Origin of the sequence: Pseudoflavitalea sp. G-6-1-2 (genome assembly GCF_012927185.1) — a bacterium.
Classification (GTDB): domain Bacteria; phylum Bacteroidota; class Bacteroidia; order Chitinophagales; family Chitinophagaceae; genus Pseudobacter.
The window spans coordinates 1,313,947-1,332,185 of sequence record NZ_JABBGB010000003.1 but is presented as its reverse complement, the minus strand read 5'-3'; the positions used below and the strand labels follow the sequence as shown (position 1 = coordinate 1,332,185).

General features: G+C 47.3%; 16 protein-coding genes. 8 read left to right on the top strand and 8 right to left on the bottom strand.

Translation table 11 applies throughout. From position 1 onward, the window contains the following. Positions 1-20 precede the first annotated feature (20 nt). Both HHL16_RS22765 and rfaE2 read left to right on the top strand, forming a co-directional pair. Positions 21-1,046 carry a lysylphosphatidylglycerol synthase transmembrane domain-containing protein gene (locus tag HHL16_RS22765; protein WP_169427635.1) on the top strand — a complete coding sequence of 342 codons (1,026 nt, stop codon included), beginning with the start codon at positions 21-23 and terminating at the stop codon, positions 1,044-1,046. Next, on the top strand, positions 1,024-1,518 hold the full coding sequence (rfaE2, locus tag HHL16_RS22760) for a D-glycero-beta-D-manno-heptose 1-phosphate adenylyltransferase (protein WP_169427634.1): 495 nt from the start codon (positions 1,024-1,026) through the stop codon (positions 1,516-1,518). Before HHL16_RS22765 ends, rfaE2 begins: the two co-directional genes overlap by 23 nt. Here rfaE2 and HHL16_RS22755 read toward each other — a convergent pair whose 3' ends face one another. The 4 genes from HHL16_RS22755 to HHL16_RS22740 form a co-directional block, all read right to left on the bottom strand. Further along, a complete protein-coding gene (locus tag HHL16_RS22755; protein WP_169427633.1) occupies positions 1,519-2,175 on the bottom strand; it encodes a DUF4294 domain-containing protein in 657 nt (218 codons plus the stop codon). Between the two features lie 91 nt (positions 2,176-2,266). Continuing rightward, positions 2,267-4,690 carry a cytochrome c biogenesis protein CcsA gene (gene ccsA, locus HHL16_RS22750; protein WP_169427632.1) on the bottom strand — a complete coding sequence of 808 codons (2,424 nt, stop codon included), beginning with the start codon at positions 4,688-4,690 and terminating at the stop codon, positions 2,267-2,269. Positions 4,691-4,698: 8 nt separating this feature from the next. Next, on the bottom strand, positions 4,699-5,121 hold the full coding sequence (locus HHL16_RS22745; RefSeq protein WP_169427631.1) for a cytochrome c maturation protein CcmE: 423 nt from the start codon (positions 5,119-5,121) through the stop codon (positions 4,699-4,701). 247 nt (positions 5,122-5,368) lie between these two features. After that, on the bottom strand, positions 5,369-6,706 hold the full coding sequence (locus HHL16_RS22740; RefSeq protein WP_169427630.1) for a hypothetical protein: 1,338 nt from the start codon (positions 6,704-6,706) through the stop codon (positions 5,369-5,371). Between the two features lie 295 nt (positions 6,707-7,001). On the opposite strand from HHL16_RS22740, the gene HHL16_RS22735 reads away from it, so the two are divergent. The 6 genes from HHL16_RS22735 (at position 7,002) to HHL16_RS22710 (ending at position 12,410) form a co-directional block, all read left to right on the top strand. Beyond that, on the top strand, positions 7,002-8,045 hold the full coding sequence (locus HHL16_RS22735; RefSeq protein WP_169427629.1) for an agmatinase family protein: 1,044 nt from the start codon (positions 7,002-7,004) through the stop codon (positions 8,043-8,045). Positions 8,046-8,059: 14 nt separating this feature from the next. Then, positions 8,060-8,626 carry a hypothetical protein gene (locus HHL16_RS22730; RefSeq protein ID WP_169427628.1) on the top strand — a complete coding sequence of 189 codons (567 nt, stop codon included), beginning with the start codon at positions 8,060-8,062 and terminating at the stop codon, positions 8,624-8,626. Between the two features lie 35 nt (positions 8,627-8,661). Next, positions 8,662-9,270: a hypothetical protein gene (locus HHL16_RS22725; protein WP_169427627.1), complete on the top strand. Its 609-nt coding sequence runs from the start codon at positions 8,662-8,664 to the stop codon at positions 9,268-9,270. A gap of 54 nt (positions 9,271-9,324) precedes the next feature. Further along, positions 9,325-10,626 (top strand): radical SAM protein, encoded by a 1,302-nt coding sequence (locus HHL16_RS22720; RefSeq protein ID WP_169427626.1) that lies wholly within the window; start codon positions 9,325-9,327, stop codon positions 10,624-10,626. 69 nt (positions 10,627-10,695) lie between these two features. Continuing rightward, a complete protein-coding gene (locus HHL16_RS22715; protein WP_169427625.1) occupies positions 10,696-11,448 on the top strand; it encodes a TSUP family transporter in 753 nt (250 codons plus the stop codon). A gap of 89 nt (positions 11,449-11,537) precedes the next feature. Further along, complete coding sequence (locus HHL16_RS22710; RefSeq protein ID WP_169427624.1) at positions 11,538-12,410, top strand: hypothetical protein; 873 nt, start codon at positions 11,538-11,540, stop codon at positions 12,408-12,410. 98 nt (positions 12,411-12,508) lie between these two features. On the opposite strand, the gene HHL16_RS22705 is transcribed toward HHL16_RS22710, so the two are convergent. The 4 genes from HHL16_RS22705 to HHL16_RS22690 all read right to left on the bottom strand — a co-directional run bounded on the left by HHL16_RS22705 (position 12,509) and on the right by HHL16_RS22690 (position 18,238). Continuing rightward, on the bottom strand, positions 12,509-12,790 hold the full coding sequence (locus tag HHL16_RS22705) for a type II toxin-antitoxin system RelE/ParE family toxin (RefSeq protein ID WP_169427623.1): 282 nt from the start codon (positions 12,788-12,790) through the stop codon (positions 12,509-12,511). Then, entirely contained in the window at positions 12,790-13,032 is a 243-nt protein-coding gene (locus tag HHL16_RS22700) for a hypothetical protein (protein WP_169427622.1), read from the bottom strand. The genes HHL16_RS22705 and HHL16_RS22700 overlap by 1 nt, the downstream gene beginning before the upstream one ends. A 162-nt stretch (positions 13,033-13,194) precedes the next feature. Beyond that, positions 13,195-14,526: an OmpA family protein gene (locus tag HHL16_RS22695; RefSeq protein ID WP_169427621.1), complete on the bottom strand. Its 1,332-nt coding sequence runs from the start codon at positions 14,524-14,526 to the stop codon at positions 13,195-13,197. Between the two features lie 28 nt (positions 14,527-14,554). Next, complete coding sequence (locus HHL16_RS22690) at positions 14,555-18,238, bottom strand: MBG domain-containing protein (RefSeq protein ID WP_169427620.1); 3,684 nt, start codon at positions 18,236-18,238, stop codon at positions 14,555-14,557. Position 18,239 lies beyond the last annotated feature (1 nt).

Sequence of the window (18,239 nt, the reverse complement as noted above, 5' to 3'; positions counted from 1 at the left end):
AACAGCAGGGTCTGCCCCTTATGAACAAAAAGCTCAAAAGCCTTATTCAGTATGCGATCATCCTGGCCCTGGTTGTATTTCTCTGCTGGTGGTCTCTCAGCACTATCAACGCCGATCAGTGGCCGCTGATAAAACAATCACTTTCCAACGCCAATTACTGGTTGCTGGTACCTGTGGTACTTGCGCTGCTGGCCAGCCATCTGAGCAGGGCCATCCGCTGGAAAATGCTGATGGAACCAATGGGCTATAAACCTAAGCTCGGCAATACCTATATGGCCGTGCTCATCGGATACGCCGCCAACCTCGCCCTGCCCCGTTTGGGCGAAGTGCTCAAATGCACTGTGCTGGCCCGTTATGAAAAGGTTCCCGCTGATAAACTGGTAGGCACTATCGTAGCTGAACGCGCTTTTGATCTTATCTGCCTGATCATCGTAATGGTGATCACCATCGTTACCCAATCTGGCATTATCGGAGATTTTCTATACGGCCAGGCCGCCGATCTCTTCGGTTCCAAAACCAAGGGCATCTCCCTAACAAAAATTCTCCTGCTCGCAGGCATAGTCGTATTCTGTTTCCTCGCTGCCATCTGGGTTTTCAAAAGATTCAGCCATGTGAAGTTCATCCAGAAGATCAGAACAATTGTGGATGGCATCTGGCAGGGATTGATCAGCTTCCGCCATATCAAACGCAAAGGCTGGTTCATTTTCCATACCCTGTTTATCTGGACGATGTACCTCGGTAGCGTTCAGGTTGGCATGTTTGCACTCAAAGAAACATCCGGCCTCGGCATCGGCGCCAGCATGGCCGTGCTTTTCAGCGGCAGCATTGCCATGATCATCACCCCCAGCGGCATCGGCGCTTACCCCATACTGGTATACAAAACACTGGAACTCTACGGCCTCAACGAAGCCTACGGAAAAGCCTTCGGATGGCTACTCTGGACCGTTCAGTTCTTCCAGATACTCGTATTCGGACTTATCGCACTCGTACTCCTGCCCTACCTGAACAAACAAAAAGAAAGCAATGAAATCGCCTCAGGTAATTGAAACAAAGATCCTCTCCATTGAAGACGCCAAAAGAACAATCGCCCAATGGAGATTGCTCGGCAAAACCATTTCGTTCACCAATGGCTGCTTCGACATTCTGCATCGCGGGCATGTATTCTCTCTTTCGCAAGCCGCTGTAGAAGCCGATTACCTCATTGTTGGCCTCAACTCCGACGCCAGCTGCAAACGCCTTAAAGGCCCATCCAGACCGGTGAACGACGAACAGAGCCGTGCGCTGCTGCTCGCCTCCCAGCTGATGGTAGATGCCGTTGTGATCTTCGAAGAAGATACTCCGCTCGAACTCATCAAAACTCTCATGCCCGATGTGCTGGTAAAAGGCGGCGACTACACCGTTGAACAAATTGCAGGATCAAAAGAAGTGATCGCTAATGGCGGACGCGTAGTGATCAACCCCATCGTGGAAGGATTCTCTACCACAGGCACCATCGAAAAAATGAAGTCGGGAAAATAATTAAAGCCGGTACATCCGCTCTACTTCCTGTACAATGATTTCCATCTCGCGTTCATCGCCGTTGGCATTGTACGGTTGCTTCAGACTGCTGTTGAAGAAGAAAGCAACTGTCTGATAAAAACGGGCAGTGAGTCCACCCTTGTATTCTTTGATGATCTCGTAACAGTTATTGCCAGTTTGCCGGTTGATGAGTTTCATCAGCACTTTGCCCTGATAAATGGAGAGATCCGATAATGGTTGTGTGAATTCTTTTTTCAGCTCCGCTTCGCGGCTCTTGATGATCTTCTTGCGTTCGTCTTTATCCTCCACGCCGCGCAATTTTGCATTGATATCATTCAAAATAGCGCCCGCTCTTTTCGCATAAGGAAGGGTGACATAAATAGCATTGCGCAGCCTGTTCCACTCCTGCCTGCGTTTCAGCAGCTCTTTAGGATAGGGCGCTTTTACCCAGTACCAATCAAGTGTTCCGGCAGGCACCAGTTCGTGATCGACTATTTTCGCTGAAACAAGAATGGTGTCGTTGGGACCCAGCTCCGGAGGCGGAATGTTTTTGAGAATAGATGTATCCTGCGTTTGCGCAACAGACTGCGTACCGAAAATCAGCACCAGTACAATTGAAGACAATACATTGAATGATATGTTTCGCGCAGGGTTCATTGGCGGTTACTAAAATAAGACAATTCCCCCACAGCAAATAGCTGCATGGCCCCTAAAGAGCCATGCTTAATGTAAAAGAAATGTGAAAATCTTATTTCAGCCGCCTCGCTCTCCATACAACGGCCATTCCCGTTCCGATCACCATTATCACAGTTCCTAACCATACCAGATTGATGAAAGGAAATTGTAATACTTTCAATCCAACAAAAGGCACCAGTTTGGAGGATTCTTTCACACCAATATTGAAGTATCCCTGCTTCTCAGACGGACTCAACGCAATAGCCATGCTCTGTGAGAACACAGTATCGATAGCATAACGTGGCTGACCATCTTCGAGGTAGAATACAGGATTGGCTCTCAGCTTGCGCTGGTCGCGGGTGATGAGCGTGAAGTTGGCCATCACAGCGGTATCGTTCGAAGTAAATTTGTGTTTGTCGTTATTCGGATTAACGGTTACGCTGTCGAAACGCATCAGTCCGGTTGAATAGAAAATGGTATCTCCCACTTTCGCGATATGACTTTTGAACTGAGCCGTATCCGGACCTTCAGCCAGTTTATCCGCCGCACTGATATAGCTGAATACATCGCGCGTGAGGTAATGTTTGGCATCGGGGTTATTGGAATATTGCTCCTGCCCTTTGGTGTTCTTGATGAGATCCGGCTTGAGTGTGAACTTCTCTTTGCCATCTTTCGATTCGAACTCCACCATAAAGTAATACATCTTGTTCTTCGCAGTAGTGGAGTCGCGTACATACGTTACCCAGTACTTGCCCATATCCATTTTCACACCCTGATAGAGGGTCATGTTCTCTACGCCTTTTTCTTTTGCTTCGGGACCGAAATCGAGCGGGTTCAGAAAGTTCCTGCTCAGCACTTCTGTTTTGGAAGATGAGATGAGCATGCCCACCAGCATCATACCGAAACCAATATGCGCAACGGAAGCGCCGGCAGCTTTGAGTTTGCCTTTCAGTCCAACACGGATATAATCGGCATTGGCAATCACAGCATACACACCGGCGAAGATGGCCAGGTGAATGGAGAAAAGAAAGCCCATGCCATATTTATCGTAATTGATACCGCCCCAGATGCTGATGGCAGCTGCAATAGCTGCAGCGATCACAGTTGCCGGCAATATCTTTTTCAGAAATTCTTTCTTCGCTGTATTCTTGTATTTGAGGAATTGCGTGAATGCAGTGAGCAGGCCCAGTACAATCGCTACAAAGATCAGAATGCGGTTGTAAGCGAACTCTCTGTCTTCACCGATCACCCAGTTGGTGCCGAAGATCTTGTTGAGCACCGGTAACGAAGTGGCGGTGATGATGTACATGCCGGAAAGCAGCAGTACCAGCGATCCGATGAACATCCAGAACTCGCGCGAATAAGTGCTTTCTTCTTTCGCGATGGTGGGTATCTGTTTGTATCGTTTGATGAAAAGGAATAAAGAAGGAAGGGCAAATGCAGCAACAAAAAGGCGCAGCTGCCAGTTCATACCCGACCCGGTGAATGCGTGTACGGATGTATCCTGCAGGTCGCCGCTTTTGGTGAGGTAGCTGGAATACAGAATGAGGATGAAGCTGAGTATGAAGAAAAAATATGTGGGTCTGAGTGAGTGGCCGGTTGAATTGTACACCAGTTGTGTATGCAAACCTGCAATCATTATCAGCCATGGAACCAGCGAAGCATTCTCTACAGGATCCCATGCCCAGTATCCCCCGAAAGTGAGTGATTCATACGCCCATTTGGCGCCCATCATGATGCCAAGGCCAAGGATGGCTGCAGAGAACAGACTCCAGGGGAGTGCGTCTTTGGTCCAGCCACCGAAATCTTTTTTCCAGAGACCGGCAGTAGCATATGCAAAAGGCACAATGGTAGAAGCGAAGCCGAGGAAGAGAATGGGTGGGTGAATCACCATCCAGTAGTTTTGCAGCAACTGGTTGAGACCACGGCCATCCTGCATGGAGCTCAGGCTGAGATAATCGGCACGTTGAAATATCGGAGCATCGGCAAACTGATCGCGGGTGAACAGAAATGGAGAACTGCCCACTTTCAGATCAAACACATAAAGGCCCAGCACCATGGTAGCGAGCACAAGTTGTGCAAAGCTGATCACGGTCATAACAGGAGCTTCCCATTTTTTTGCAGTGCGCATGAGAATCATTCCGAGTACACCATGCCATACAGCCCAGAGGAGAAAACTTCCCTCCTGTCCTTCCCAGATACTGCTGAGGAGATATTTCGGTTCAAGAGAAATATCGGAGTGATTATAAACGTAATAGTATTCGAAGTAATGATTCCAGATGAGGTAGAAGATGATTGCGAATACAATCAGAATGGAAGCGAAGTCCACGGCGAAGGCCATGCGGCCCAGCTTTTTCCATCGGGCAGCATCATCGGGGATTACCGCCTGTGCACTTTTGTAATAAGCGATCGTTGCAATGAGGGACGCAATAAAAGAGAGCACCACCAGGAAATGACCGAGCTGCCCCGGAAACAGGTGTTCGCCGATATAGTTCATGATTTCAATTAGCTTTTTGTAGTGAGATTATTGTAGGCTGCTTTAGGATCATCCTTGTACTTGGATGGGCACTTGATGAGAATACCGTCTTTGCGTGAGATCTCGAAAACGTCTCCTTTCATTTTTCCTTTGAGTACAATACGGTCGCTCTTTTCCATATCCATCGGTTTCTCGAAATAGTACATCACCTGCGCCTTGTTGCCAAGAGAATCCACTACATGGAATTTCGTGAGATTTGGATTTTTTACTGCATCGTATTCGATGGGCACAGGCACGGATTTGTCGAGCTGCGTTATCACTGTTACGGTTTTTCCTTCTTTCTGACGGGCAGAAGCGAGGGTTTCATACGTAGACAGATCGCCCATGAAGCTGAGCAGGATCATAATACCGGCTGCAATGGCCACCAAAATAACAACGTGCGTTTTTTTCATAATGTGGAACAATTCCGGGGGCAAAATTAGTCCAAAAAACCCTACCCCGGGGGTGAAATTAAGTAGGCGGCCCAATTTTTAACCTGTGATAAATAGGTATTCATTACCAGTTAGTTAGGGTGAGCCACCCGTTTCCGCTGCACTTAACAGCGTGTTAACGATTTTGTTGAGACACAGAAAAGATTTTTTAAGAAAAGTCTGCCAAAGGGCAAAAAAGGCAACAACAGACCGTTGCTTCACCCGATAATCACTTCGCAGTTTCGATATCGATCAGGTAAGGCACCAGCTGCAAGCCTTCCGTAGTTCTGAATCCGTAGTTCAGCAATATCTGCTGACGCAATGCGGGTTTCAGATCAACAATAAAGCTTACAGATTTCCGATCTTCGGACCAGCCGATCAGGCTCACTAATTTCAGCACATTGGATTCTCCCAGCGGACCAAAATCGAAACTCCTGTAACGGGTATCCATTGGTGCAGAGAACTGAATGGTGATTTGTTTGATGCCTGTATCAATACTGGTGCTTCCGTTTGCAAATTCTTTGATGCCTGTTACTACCGGTCGTGCTGCTTCGTATTTTTTGCGGAGTGCAAAAAGCGGTTCGGAGAAATAACCGGACTGATCTACAAATGCAGCGATGGCCGTATCGTTGTTGTAATCGAGTTCGATGATAGAGCTGATGGCTTTCTCTTTGTTTTTTTGTTTTTTGTAATAGCCTTCACAGATGGCATATCCAACATAGTAGCCCATATCGCGGGTACCGAATTCATTTTTTTCGTTGCTCCAGAACCAGTAGCCGAAATTGGGAGAAAAGAGCACTTTGCTGAAAACGTTTCTTACTTTGTCCCGATTGGCATTTCCATATATCACGGAGGCTGCAGTGGTTTTCTGACCACTTCCTTTCTCGGCTACAAACTCGGCCCCACCTTCCATCAGGCATTGTGCCAGCAGGTGATTGCCGTACGCTACCTTCTGTTGCGTATGCACGTACTCGTGGAAATTCAGAAAGACCATTTCTTTTATTCTGTCCGATTGAATGTTTTTGAGATGTGCCATACTTTCCGGAAACTCATCCGTAACTGTTTGCCGGTCGGTCATGGCTATTTCCGCTCCGATAAGTACCATGCCATCCCTTACTGTACCGCCGGTTCTGAAAGCGCCGACAGTAAAATAAACCGGTGCAGGTTTCATCGCAGGATAGATCTTCCGCAGTTTGCCGATCTCCTTTTCGATCTCTCTGGCAACGCTGTCTGCTTTGAGGGTATTGCTTCTGATGGATTTCCAGAAGCGGGGAAAACTGTTGATGTTTTTCACATACTCTTCGGCAGTGTATCGCCGGGCAGCCATGATGCTTTTCAGCCCTGGCGTGCCTTTATCGATATAAATCGTTTTGATGTATTCGAGTTGCTTTACAGAATCTGAAGTAGTGATGATTTTTTCGTAAGCTTCCCAGAAACGATGGATGTCTTCCGTAATGCAGGCCTGGTTTTGTGCCTGGCTTGCCGAAGCCATCAGGAGGATGATTACAATGAACAGCAATTTTCTCATGCAGGGAAGGTCGCCTGAAGAAAAGATATGTTGCAGCATATCAGGAGGATTATGCGTTTTATCGCATGAAAAGCTCCTTTTCACAGATGAAACCATTCGGACATGCCGCAGGTAAATTGCGCTCTTCCGAAGCAGGTTATCCCCAGAAATTTGTTCATTTTACCAAAATCAGAGTATCATACAATAATCTGACTTTCATTCCGTTAATAGGTCCTACAGCCACCCTTTTCCCTTTTGCAGCGATTCTTTCCCTGCAACCTATCCACAATATTTTGCTTCTTGGTAATACGTGTGTAACTTGCACGGCTTTTTAAACGGGGAGTTCCTTCAAACAATGACAGACTTATCGCATTTCGATCCCAATGGGGCGAGTAATCCGAACAACAACATTTTTGGCTTACCCTTCTCAGAGGAAGATGCCCGGCTGGTAATTTTGCCCATTCCATGGGAAGTTACAGTCAGCTACAACGCTGGTACTGCAAGGGCGGCAGATCATATCTTTAAGGCAAGCATGCAGGTGGATCTTTTTGATGCCGACTGCAAGGAGGCCTGGAAACAGGGCTTTCATATGCGAAGCCCCGACAGAAAGATTCTGCTCAAAAGCGATTACCTCCGCAAAGAGGCAGAGCTCTATATCGATTACACTTCCAAAGGTGAGATCGTAGAGAAGAACAACTTCATGTGCAAATCTCTCAAGGAGATCAATGAAGGTGGTGTGTATCTCAACAACTGGGTATACGAACATACCCGTCAGCTGTTGCAACAGGGCAAGCTCGTTGGCCTTCTCGGCGGCGACCACTCTACCCCACTCGGCTACTTCAAAGCCATCGCCGAGAAACATCCGGATTTTGGTATTCTGCAGATAGATGCGCACTGCGATCTTCGCAAGGCTTACGAGAATTTCAAGTACAGCCACGCGAGCATCATGTACAATGCTCTCACCGAAATTCCTGCACTCAGCAAACTGGTACAGGTGGGCGTGCGTGATTATTGTCAGGAAGAATGGGATTATCTGCAGGCCAATAAAGACCGTGTAGTTACCTTCTTCGATAAAGACATCAAAGAGAAATTATTCGAAGGCGAAACCTGGAAAAAAATTGCCGACGAAATAGTTGAACAATTACCCCAACAGGTATACGTAAGTTTCGATATCGATGGCCTCGATCCGAAACTTTGCCCCAATACCGGAACGCCTGTTCCCGGTGGATTTGAGGCTGCTCATATCTTCTACCTGCTGAAACGTGTGATCCAGAGCGGACGCACCATCATCGGTTTCGACCTCAGTGAAGTAGGTGTTGGAGATATTGAATGGGATGCAAACGTAGGTGCGCGTGTTTTGTGGAAGTTATGTAATTTGCTGACGGCAAGTAATTCATAACTTATTCCATTGGCATGGTTTATCAGTACGTTGTAAGCCTCAAGAACCAGCATCACAGGTCCATCGATATATTCGGCATACTGCTGAGCGCAGCTTCCGTGATCTTTTTCGTAAAAGAACTGGTGATGCAGCAGCATCTCAGCTTTGCTTACCTGGTAGGCGCCATTTTCGTAACCGGCGTGCTGGTGTTCAATATCTGGCAATCTGCCAAAGGAAAGAAGGTCTATTACAGCCGTGCCCTGCTCATAGCCGCGCTGGTGTGGATGAAGATGCCTTACATGCAATGGCTTTCCTTTTTATTTATCGTACTGGCCCTGCTCGAATACCAGGCGAAATACTCACTTGAGATCGGCTTCTCCGATAATGCGGTTGTGATCAATTCCCTCTTCAAAAAAAGATACGCATGGGATCGCTTCAGCAACATCGTTCTCAAAGACGGACTGATCACGCTCGACTTTACAGATAACAAAATTCTGCAACGCGAAGTGGAAGATGATGAAGAAGATGAAGCCGATGAGGACGAGTTCAACAACTACTGTCAGGAGCGGCTGAAAATTTCGTCGAAAAGTTCTGTGGAATAAATCACGGATTGCATCTAGGGAGAAACTGCACTGCTATGAACTCCCTATCACTCCCGGTTGTGCATCCCGAATTCCAAAAACTAAAACGCTCCGGGCGTTTTCTGCATCTTGCTGCCGCATTTTTCATTCTTTTACATGCCGTGGCTCATTTCTTTTCACATCACGCCAATTATTTTTATCTCGGTTGCCTGCTGCTGATTGCGGTAGACATCATTATTCTGGTATTTGCCGGGGCCAATATTCTCAAGGCCCTGCCCAAAGTGAACCTCTTTTTCCGGCTGGTTGAATTCTTTTTCTTCTTCGGCATCGGCATTACGATGCTGGCCGAAGGAGGATATATCATCGGCCTGGTGCACCTGATACTCAGCGCCGCCTGTTTCTACCTCTTTTATTGCGAAAAAAAGCTGCTGACCGATGAATATATTGCCATCCATCATACCGGCATCACTATCCCCGATCTGCCCGAGCAAAAATTCTTTATCTGGAGCAATATCAATGAGATAGAAGCACAGTACGACAGCATCACGGTACAGACCTCCGGAAATAAATCTTATCATTTTGAGCTGCAAAAGAATCTGGAATTCGAAGAACTGGATCAAATTCACGAATTTTGCAGGCATTACTTAGGAATAAACAGGCGATAAGCGATGGATCGGGACGGCCCGGCCCCGCCGGAGCCGCAAAAAACAAGGATCCCGATGGCTGTATTACAAGAAAGTCCGTATTTACTCTATTCAGATGGAAAGGGAAATATTTTTGAAGATACCTCCCTTTATGCCGTGGGCCGTGCAGGATGGGATGCTTTTCCCGTTCCCGTTGAAGACTGGATAGAACTGCCCGAAGGCGGTAATCTCTATGAACTGCCTGGAAGGCGCGCCATCGGCATCGATGTGAACACCGGCGAAATGCGCCTCTGTGAAAAAGGATGGGCCGCCGCGGCTTTCATTCCTCCCGCACATACCGGCCTCTACCTGGCCGCGTATGAGACTTCACACGATGCACCTACGCTCCCACTCTTCTGTTATACCGCTGCCGCATGGCACAACGATAAATTCTATGTTCCCGCCGTTCGCATCGAACAGGATATCCGTCAGGAATGTGGCGGGTTCAACGATGTGAAGATCCAGACAGGCGTGGCCGATTTCCTCAAAGCCTATCCGCATAACCGACTGGTGAAACACCTGGCAGAGAAATGCTGCCTTACGTATAATTGCCCGGCTGCGCGGAACTATTTTATGGGAAGATGGGAATGCCCTATCCCCAGTTCTCCTGCCTGCAATGCCAACTGCATTGGTTGCATCTCCTTCCAGCCAACAGACGAAGAGATTGTATCAACGCAGGATCGCCTTACCTTCAAACCTTCGGCCGAAGAGATTGTGGAATTCACGGTTCCGCATCTTGAGTCAGCACCATTCCCGATCGTAAGTTTCGGTCAGGGATGCGAGGGAGAGCCGCTGCTGATGTGGGAAACCATCCGCAGAAGCATCATCGAAATCCGCAAGCACACGTCCAAAGGATCGATCAATATCAACACCAACGGTTCCAAACCCGATGCCGTGAAAGCATTGTGCGAAGTGGGTTTGAACTCCATCCGCGTGAGCACCAACTCGGCACGCAAACATATTTACGATCCGTATTATCGTCCGAATAACTATCAGTTTGAAGACATCATCGAGAGCCTGAAAGTAATGCGCTCCTATGGTGGATGGGCAAGCATCAACTACTTCGTATTTCCGGGCATGACGGACAGTGTGGAAGAATACGAAGCGCTCCGCAAGCTCATCATCGATACAGATCTCAGCATGATACAGTGGCGCAATTTCAATATCGATCCGGACTGGTACCTGGGCAAGATCGGTTACCACGGAGAAACTGAAATGCTTGGTGTTAAACAGATGCAGGAACTGATCCGCGAAGAGTTCCCTCATCTCAAATTCGGTTACTTCAATCCTCCGATGGAAAGGATCAAAGGAGATTACGAAGTTGATTTCGCACACTAAACGCTTAATGCCGGTACCCTACGCTACCGGCATATTTTTTTCTCTTACCCCAAACAGCTGAACTTTCCCATGCTCGCACTTTGCATAGTTGCTTTCCTCGCCGGATTTATCGATGCCATTGTAGGTGGTGGCGGACTGATTCAAACGCCTGCCGCACTGGTGCTGCTGCCGCAACATCCGGTAGCAACGGTGATCGGCACACTCAAGATACCCGCATTCAGCGGCACATCCGTAGCTGCGTATCAATATGCCAAACGGGTAACGCTCAACTATAAAATGCTGGCGTTGATGGCCTGCATCGCTTTCACAGCAGCCTTCTGCGGATCGAAACTGCTGAGCATGGTGAGCAACAGTTTTATGAAACCGCTGCTGCTGGTAGTGCTGGTGCTGGTGGCCCTTTACACTTACACCAATAAAAAGTTCGGCACACATACCGAGAAGCAGCACTCGCAAAAACAGCAATGGTGGTATGCTGCCATCATCAGTGTGGTGATTGGTTTTTATGATGGGTTTATTGGTCCGGGTGCAGGCAGCTTTCTCGTACTCGCCTTCATCAGCATACTCGGATTCGATTTTCTCAATGCGAGCGCCAATGCCAAATTTGTGAATCTCAGTACCAATCTGGGTTCTATATCATTCTTTCTGTTAAGCGGAAAGATCCTCTTCAGCATTGCATTGCCGATGGCGGCCTGCAATATGGTGGGAGGATGGCTCGGTGCAAAGCTGGCGTTGCTCAAAGGCAATTCATTCATCCGCATTTTCTTTCTGATTGTAGTATGCGCTACCATCCTCCGGTTTGCATATGACATCTTTTTCAAATAACTGATTTTAAGAAACCGTTTAACAATTAGCATAGTATTTGCAACGTTCTTGTGAAACATTGGTACATTCGTACACAGAATCTCAGGCGTATGACAGATAATTTTGAATCGAAGAAGAATCTGCAGGCAGGTACTTACACCGCCATCATCTGTGGTGTGATGCTGCTGATATTCCTGTTTGTACGATGGTCACTGCCACCCATACCCGAACCTCCTGCCGAAGAAGGCATAGAGGTAAATCTCGGCAGCAGCGATCAGGGTCTTGGCGATGATCAGCCAATGGAGCCCGGTGCACCGGCACCCGCAGAGCAGACTGCCTACACTCCTCCACCTGCAGCGAATACACCCGACGATAATGTAAAAGAAGATCCCGAAGAGAATGATGATAAGGAAGCCGTTGAAGTAAAGAAACCAATCGTGGTTCCAAAACCCAATGCCACTAAGAAACCTGAGAAGGAAGTAGTGAAAGCATTGCCCACGAAGAAACCTGTTGAAACACCTCCTGCACCGGCACCTCCCAAACCGAAAGCCACCATGAAAGGAATGAGCGGAACCGGCACCGGAGGCAATGAAGCGGACAGTTACAAGAAAGGAGGCAATCAGGGTGTAGCTGGTGGTACAGGCGATCAGGGAAGACCTGGCGGCAATCCTAATTCCGACAACTACACTGGCGGCGGAAGAGGATCAGGCGGAGTAAGCATCTCCAAAGGATTGCAGGGAAGAAGAATAACAGCACTCCCCTCTTTCAAAGACGATTTCAATGAAAACAATAAAGTGTATGTTGATATACGGGTAGATGAAACAGGAAAAGTGGTTTCAGCAGTATTCCAGCCAAGAGGATCTACCACTACAGAAGCACAGTTCAAGAGTATTGCAGTGCAGAAAGCATTGCAGGTGAAGTTCAGTCCGAGTGGACAGGAATCGGTGGGAACACTGTTGTTCAATTTCAAAGTCAGCAACTAATCCTCACTCATATAAGCGTTAGCTTAATTATAAAGAGGGTATCCACGGATACCCTCTTTCGTTTTGACTAATATTATTGTCTTAACTGGTTAACTCAATTAATCATTTGGAGACCTTCTACTTGTGTGAAATACTGAATTGACAATCACTGTCTCTGCTTCCGTTTCAAAAACTACCAGATAAGGAAATCTGTTTACTTTAAGCCTTCTATACCTTGCATTAATTGCAGTATAATAGTGAGGATGTTTTTTTATCTTTTCAAAACTGTTTTCCACTTCATCAATAAAATCGAAGCCTAATCCTTCCTTTTGTTGTTCATACCATTCAAATGCTTCCTGCATATCATTGACAGCCTCAGACTGCAACACGAGTTTATGCATTAAAGCTTCTTTTTACCGGTTATGATGGATTTGGCATCTTCCCAATTAAGTGTTTTGCTCTCACCACTTAAACGTTTAGATCGGCGGGCATCAAGAAGCTTGATCTCTTCTTCAGTAAATTCATATTCAAAGTCATCTTCCTCATTATATTCCTTAGCTACTGCATACATCAGCTTCAGTAACTTTTCATCACCTTTGTCAACATATTGATGAAGCTTCTGACGAATATTGGCTACCTGCATAATTGTTGAATTCGTTTCAACAAATTTAAGTCTAATTGAATGTTTCTCCAAACACCCTATTGTCCTAAAAAACAGACGATTAAGCGGTTCAATCAAATTATCTCAAAAACAAAAGGGCGCCTGCATCAGACGCCCTTTAACTATATTTCTTCAGTTCAATTCTTACTGCACAGTAATAGTTACTCTTCTGTTCTCACCTCTGTGACGTTTTGAATCGTTCGGAACAATCGGCTGCGCCTCACCTACAGTGCTGGTTTCAATGCGATCTGCAGCAACACCTTTGCTCTTCAGATATTCAGCAACTGCCAATGCACGCTGTGTACCGATCTTTTCATTTTCTTTTTCAGAGCCGATATCGCAGGTATGTCCAACAATGGACACTTTCAGGTCGGGGTATTGTTGCAGGATGTTCGCAACGCTATCCAGATGTGATTTCATCCCTTCAGGCACACTTGTTTTGCCGAGGGTATAGAAAGTTACCGGTTGCTTCACTACCTCTTCTTCCGTAGCGGTGATGGTTGGCTTTGGAGCAGGGGCCGGAGCAGGTTTCTCTTCAACAACAGGGGCCGGTGGAGGTGGTGGCGGAGCTGTTGCCACAACGGTATCTTTGGGTTTCGGCGTTTCGATGATGGCGACAGGCACATCAACATACACCGGTTGCGCAGCTTTCTTTTTGGTAAAGCCCAATCTCACCTGCACGCCATATGCAAGCAGATGTGCATTGCTGCTGGCCGGAAGCATTCCCTTCACTTCAGCTTTCTCTACACCGGTTGAACTGTAGGTAACAAGCGATGCACCTTCGTCTTTATTCTTGCGCATATCATTTACGCCGTAATCGAAATACACGCCTGTATACAAACGCATGGTTTCGCTGAGCATGAAGCTTACACCCGTTGCAGCACTGATAGTGGCTGTTGGTTTCAAATCGAGCTTTGCATCGTTCTTCCAGTTGTTGATGGTACCGAATCCGTGTTGCGGAAGATCGGTAAACTCTACATTGAAGTCCGGATAGTAGCCGGTGAGCGCCAACTGATCGGCAGAGCCTTTTGTTTTTCCGTTGAAAGGAAACAATATCTTAGTTCCTGCATTCAGATACCACTGCGTTTTACCGGTGGTATGGTATTGCGCCATAATGGGAATACCCGCTGCCAGAAAAGATTGCTTCTCTTCGTAATTATTTGCTTTGATTCTGTACTCGAATGCAGAGCCTTCCTCATCCACTTCATTAGAGGTTAAAACAGTTCCGTTATTCAATGTGGATTTGGAAAGATAACTGCCTGCAGTGATGCCTGTAAACAATCCCCATCTCTTGCCGAAATGAAAAGTGTAATTCAGGCCGATACCACCACCGGGTTGCAGTTTGTTGCTGGCATTTTTGGGGCTGTGCTGCATTCCCTGCAAGCCGCCATTCAGCTCTACGCCGAATTCCTGCGCATTGGCATTGGTAATACCTGCGAGCAAAGTCAACGTTGTAATTGTTCTTACGAGTTTCATATTGTTCTGTAGTTAAGTGAGGGGTTGATTATTTTACCAGTATGTTCAAAGTTGTTTTCTGTCCGTTGTTCAGCAATAATGTGATCACGTACATCCCGCTTGTGGGCGGCATTGTAAGCTGTGTTACCGGTGTTACATTATTGATCTGTTGCACAACTGTTCCGGTTACTGATGTCAGTTGCAGTTTTGCCCCAGTGAGTAAGGCAGGCGCATAATTGCAGGTGACCGTTACAGTTGATCCTGGCTTTGCAGGGTTGGGCGCTACTTTCAGCAGTGCAGTTGCGGTACCGCCATTGGCTGTTACGGCGCAGGACTGATGCTGCTCTCCGTTTCTGGTGGTGGCAATTACGTAGTAGCTGCCATTGAGCCCTGCAGGTTCATTATAGTATTGCTGATTTGCATTACTGATACTGGTTCCGTTTTTGAACCATTGCCATTGTACGTAATCTCCGTTGCTGTTGTCGAAAACGAGTACATCATTCCAGCGCTGCCGGATGGCATCTGCTTTCTGATAGCGGAAAGTCTGTACAATGGAGTTGGCGGCTTCGTGGTTTTTGTCGCCGGGCTGTGTGGCAGTGATGGTAGTTTCTCCGGGTTTGAGCGGAGTAAGCACATTGCCTGCAATGGAGGCCAGGTTGCTGTTGGCAATCAAATAAACTATATCAAGGCCGGCATTGGAAGAGGCAGACAGGTTTAACTGACTGACCGTTGAATTGCAGCCCACTGTGAGATCCTGCGACCAACTGATCTGCTGCGTAGCTTTGGTGATCACAAATTGATTACCTGTGTACGTAATGCTGTAATTGGGCGAACCGGTGAGTGTGCCCTGTTTGATGGCATAGCTTCCGGCTTCATTGCCGGGATCTCTGGTGAGGGTACCCGAAAGCGTTTCCTGGAACAACAATCCATTCACATCATATACCAGTGGAGGATCTGCCCGGCCGTACACTTTGGTGGCGGGCCTGGCGGTTACAGTAACATTTTTTGCCAGAATGATGCCGTTGTTGCTGGTGATATCGTCTGTGATGTTGATCTGATATTCAGAAGCGGCAGTACCGTTGAGGGTTACGCTTCCGCGCGGCAATGTAACCAGCTTGCCGGTTCCGGCATCTTTATTATCGAAGACAGCAGTTGCATTGGAGAGGGATAGCTGCACATCATCTCCATTCACAATTTCGCCCGCTGCAAAAACAAGTTGCGAAGGTTGTAACTGAAGGTATTCATTGCCGTTGTAACTCTTCTGCAATACAGCTGTTGAGCTGAAGGAGGCAGTCACTGGTTTTCGGCTGATGCCAAGCGTGAATACGGCATCAGGGGCCGCTTCCCATTCATCATTTCCTGCCTGACTTGCAGTGATGTTTACGCTGCCTGACTTTTTGATGCGGATCTTCCATTTGTTGTTATCGTTGATATCCCTGTAAGGCTCTGCGATGGTATTGTTGGATGATGCGTAGGTTACTTCGAGACCGGAAGTGGCGGTGAAGCCCGGCGCGAAAGCTGCATCACCGTAGGTTTTGGTGAGATCGTTCACGTTGATCTGCTGGGCGTTCAAGCCCATTTCGTAAGCCCCCATATCTACAATACCACCATTGGCTTTATTGAATATTCTGGGGTTTCCGGCGATATCGGTTTCGAGTGTGGTGTTCAGTCCCGGTAGCTGATAAAAAGCTCCATGCACTCTTATATTGGTTGGTGCTCCTTGTATTTGGGTGAGCTGGAACATTGCATTCCCAAAATCAACGGGCGCTTTGACTCCAACATAATTCACCTCCTGCCCGTTAAGGGTACCTTTCTGCATTTCACTGAACCCTATCATTGTATAAACTGTTGTGCCGCTCCCAATTTTCAGCTCTATTCTGAGTTTGTTCAATAGGGTTTCATCGAGTGGGTTACTCTGCTGTCCGATGATGAAACCGATAAAAGTACCGGTTTTCATTGAAGGCATTGAGTTCCATCCAACGGTAAATTCGGCTGTTCCAATTACTCCTTCCGTCACAGTCGGAAGATCGAGTAAGGCATAATCGTCAAATCTGTTGTTTATGACGGCCTTATCGAAATTGATAACGGCACATTGCTGTCCGTTGCACCGATTGCCCCATGCCTGGTTTGCCATGTTACGGGGGAAAATGATTCCGGTACCGGACAAACGATCATTGCTGCCTGCATTGAGTGCTGCGCTACCCGATCCAAGCCTGTAGTCTCCACCAGTGAATCCACGTGTGGTGGCAGCGGGCATGTTTTTGAATTTCGGATCACCGGTGATATTTCCGGTTCCTGCATATCCTCCTTCCACAATGCTGTAGCTGATCTCCAGCAAAGCATTATTGTCCACTGTACCCAAGGCTCCGTGATTGCCGTACAGTATTGAATTGGTAATGCTGGTGGAGGATGCATTATTATTCAGTACAGAAGGGCCATTAGTGCAATAGTTGCCGCTGAAGGTTGTATTCAAAATCACACAACTCCCCGATCTGTTGATCACTGCACCCGCTATTGCATAGGAATAGTTACCTGCGATCACTGCATTAGACATGGTTACTGTACCGCTTTCATTTGTCAATGCACTGCCCATGCCGGCATGATTGCCCTGAATATACACATTGGAAAGTTCGAGCGTAGCACCAATCACATAAATGCCTGAGCCGCGATCGGAGAAATTATTCTTACCCTTTGTTATGCGGGGTGTTGATTCTGAAAGCCAGGCTACTCCTGCAGTGATGAAGAAGCCATCCAGATGGGTTGTACCTCCTGCGGCCACCACTACGTGCTGGCTGTTGCTTAAAGTAGGAATTTCGCCGGGCACATCGTTGTTATCTATATCTCCGCTGAGTATTGTTCTGTTTGAAATATTGCTGAGGTTACGTTGGGCGGGAGCCGATTCGGTTCCTGCAAATCCTCCGTAGATCTTTACATCATCAGGCAGTACGAAGCCCTGAAATGGAGTACTGGCTGTGTATGCCTGTCCATCTTCATAACCATACTTAGGTGTGTAAGTGCCTCCTGATACCCAGATCTGTTTTACACCTGGTGCTGATCTGGCATAGTGCATGGCATCTGCCAGTTCGCCCAATGCATTGGACCAGGATTCACCGGTGCCTGAACTTCCTTTTTTTACAAACAGAATGCCTGCTGCATTCGGATGTTTTGCCGGTCGTTTATACGCGTACAATATTTTCAGCACTATAGTACCGTTGAACCCGTTCATGGAAACAAGCAAGCCATCGAAGCCTTTTACAGGCAGCATGGATATTTCAAACCTGCCGCCGTTTCCTGTAAGCCGCATGGACTGGCTGGTTAGCGCCACAGCGGGATCAACAGGCGCAGAGCCGTCGTATACTGTCAAAAAAACATTTTGCAGGAGGTTGGCATCCGGTATTGCTCCCGGTATTTCCAATGCTACTACAAGGCTGTCAGTTTTGCCTCCGTTGCTGCGGTTGGAAAATTTCAGCAGCTGTCCCACAGTACCGTTTGAACCCACGGTAACATTGATAACAGACCCGGTATTCAGATCTCCATCTATACTTGCTGAGGGGTCTTGTACACTACATAGCAGGCAGGTCCCTCCGATGATGGGCGATTGCTGCCGATCGGCATATTCTATCTGCGAGAAGCCAGGCAGTTGAAGGCTCAGTAACAGGCAAAGCAGCACTGCTTTGTTTTTTATCAAAGCAGGTAGCAATGATGAATATTGATAAAGCAGGTTTCGGGACATG

Coding starts and splice junctions, on each gene's coding strand:
- HHL16_RS22765 (WP_169427635.1), top strand. CDS start 21: ATGAACAAAAAGCTCAAAAGCCTTATTCAGTATGCGATCATCCTGGCC.
- rfaE2 (WP_169427634.1), top strand. CDS start 1,024: ATGAAATCGCCTCAGGTAATTGAAACAAAGATCCTCTCCATTGAAGAC.
- HHL16_RS22755 (WP_169427633.1), bottom strand. CDS start 2,175: ATGAACCCTGCGCGAAACATATCATTCAATGTATTGTCTTCAATTGTA.
- ccsA (WP_169427632.1), bottom strand. CDS start 4,690: ATGAACTATATCGGCGAACACCTGTTTCCGGGGCAGCTCGGTCATTTC.
- HHL16_RS22745 (WP_169427631.1), bottom strand. CDS start 5,121: ATGAAAAAAACGCACGTTGTTATTTTGGTGGCCATTGCAGCCGGTATT.
- HHL16_RS22740 (WP_169427630.1), bottom strand. CDS start 6,706: ATGCTGCAACATATCTTTTCTTCAGGCGACCTTCCCTGCATGAGAAAA.
- HHL16_RS22735 (WP_169427629.1), top strand. CDS start 7,002: ATGACAGACTTATCGCATTTCGATCCCAATGGGGCGAGTAATCCGAAC.
- HHL16_RS22730 (WP_169427628.1), top strand. CDS start 8,060: ATGGTTTATCAGTACGTTGTAAGCCTCAAGAACCAGCATCACAGGTCC.
- HHL16_RS22725 (WP_169427627.1), top strand. CDS start 8,662: ATGAACTCCCTATCACTCCCGGTTGTGCATCCCGAATTCCAAAAACTA.
- HHL16_RS22720 (WP_169427626.1), top strand. CDS start 9,325: ATGGCTGTATTACAAGAAAGTCCGTATTTACTCTATTCAGATGGAAAG.
- HHL16_RS22715 (WP_169427625.1), top strand. CDS start 10,696: ATGCTCGCACTTTGCATAGTTGCTTTCCTCGCCGGATTTATCGATGCC.
- HHL16_RS22710 (WP_169427624.1), top strand. CDS start 11,538: ATGACAGATAATTTTGAATCGAAGAAGAATCTGCAGGCAGGTACTTAC.
- HHL16_RS22705 (WP_169427623.1), bottom strand. CDS start 12,790: ATGCATAAACTCGTGTTGCAGTCTGAGGCTGTCAATGATATGCAGGAA.
- HHL16_RS22700 (WP_169427622.1), bottom strand. CDS start 13,032: ATGCAGGTAGCCAATATTCGTCAGAAGCTTCATCAATATGTTGACAAA.
- HHL16_RS22695 (WP_169427621.1), bottom strand. CDS start 14,526: ATGAAACTCGTAAGAACAATTACAACGTTGACTTTGCTCGCAGGTATT.
- HHL16_RS22690 (WP_169427620.1), bottom strand. CDS start 18,238: ATGTCCCGAAACCTGCTTTATCAATATTCATCATTGCTACCTGCTTTG.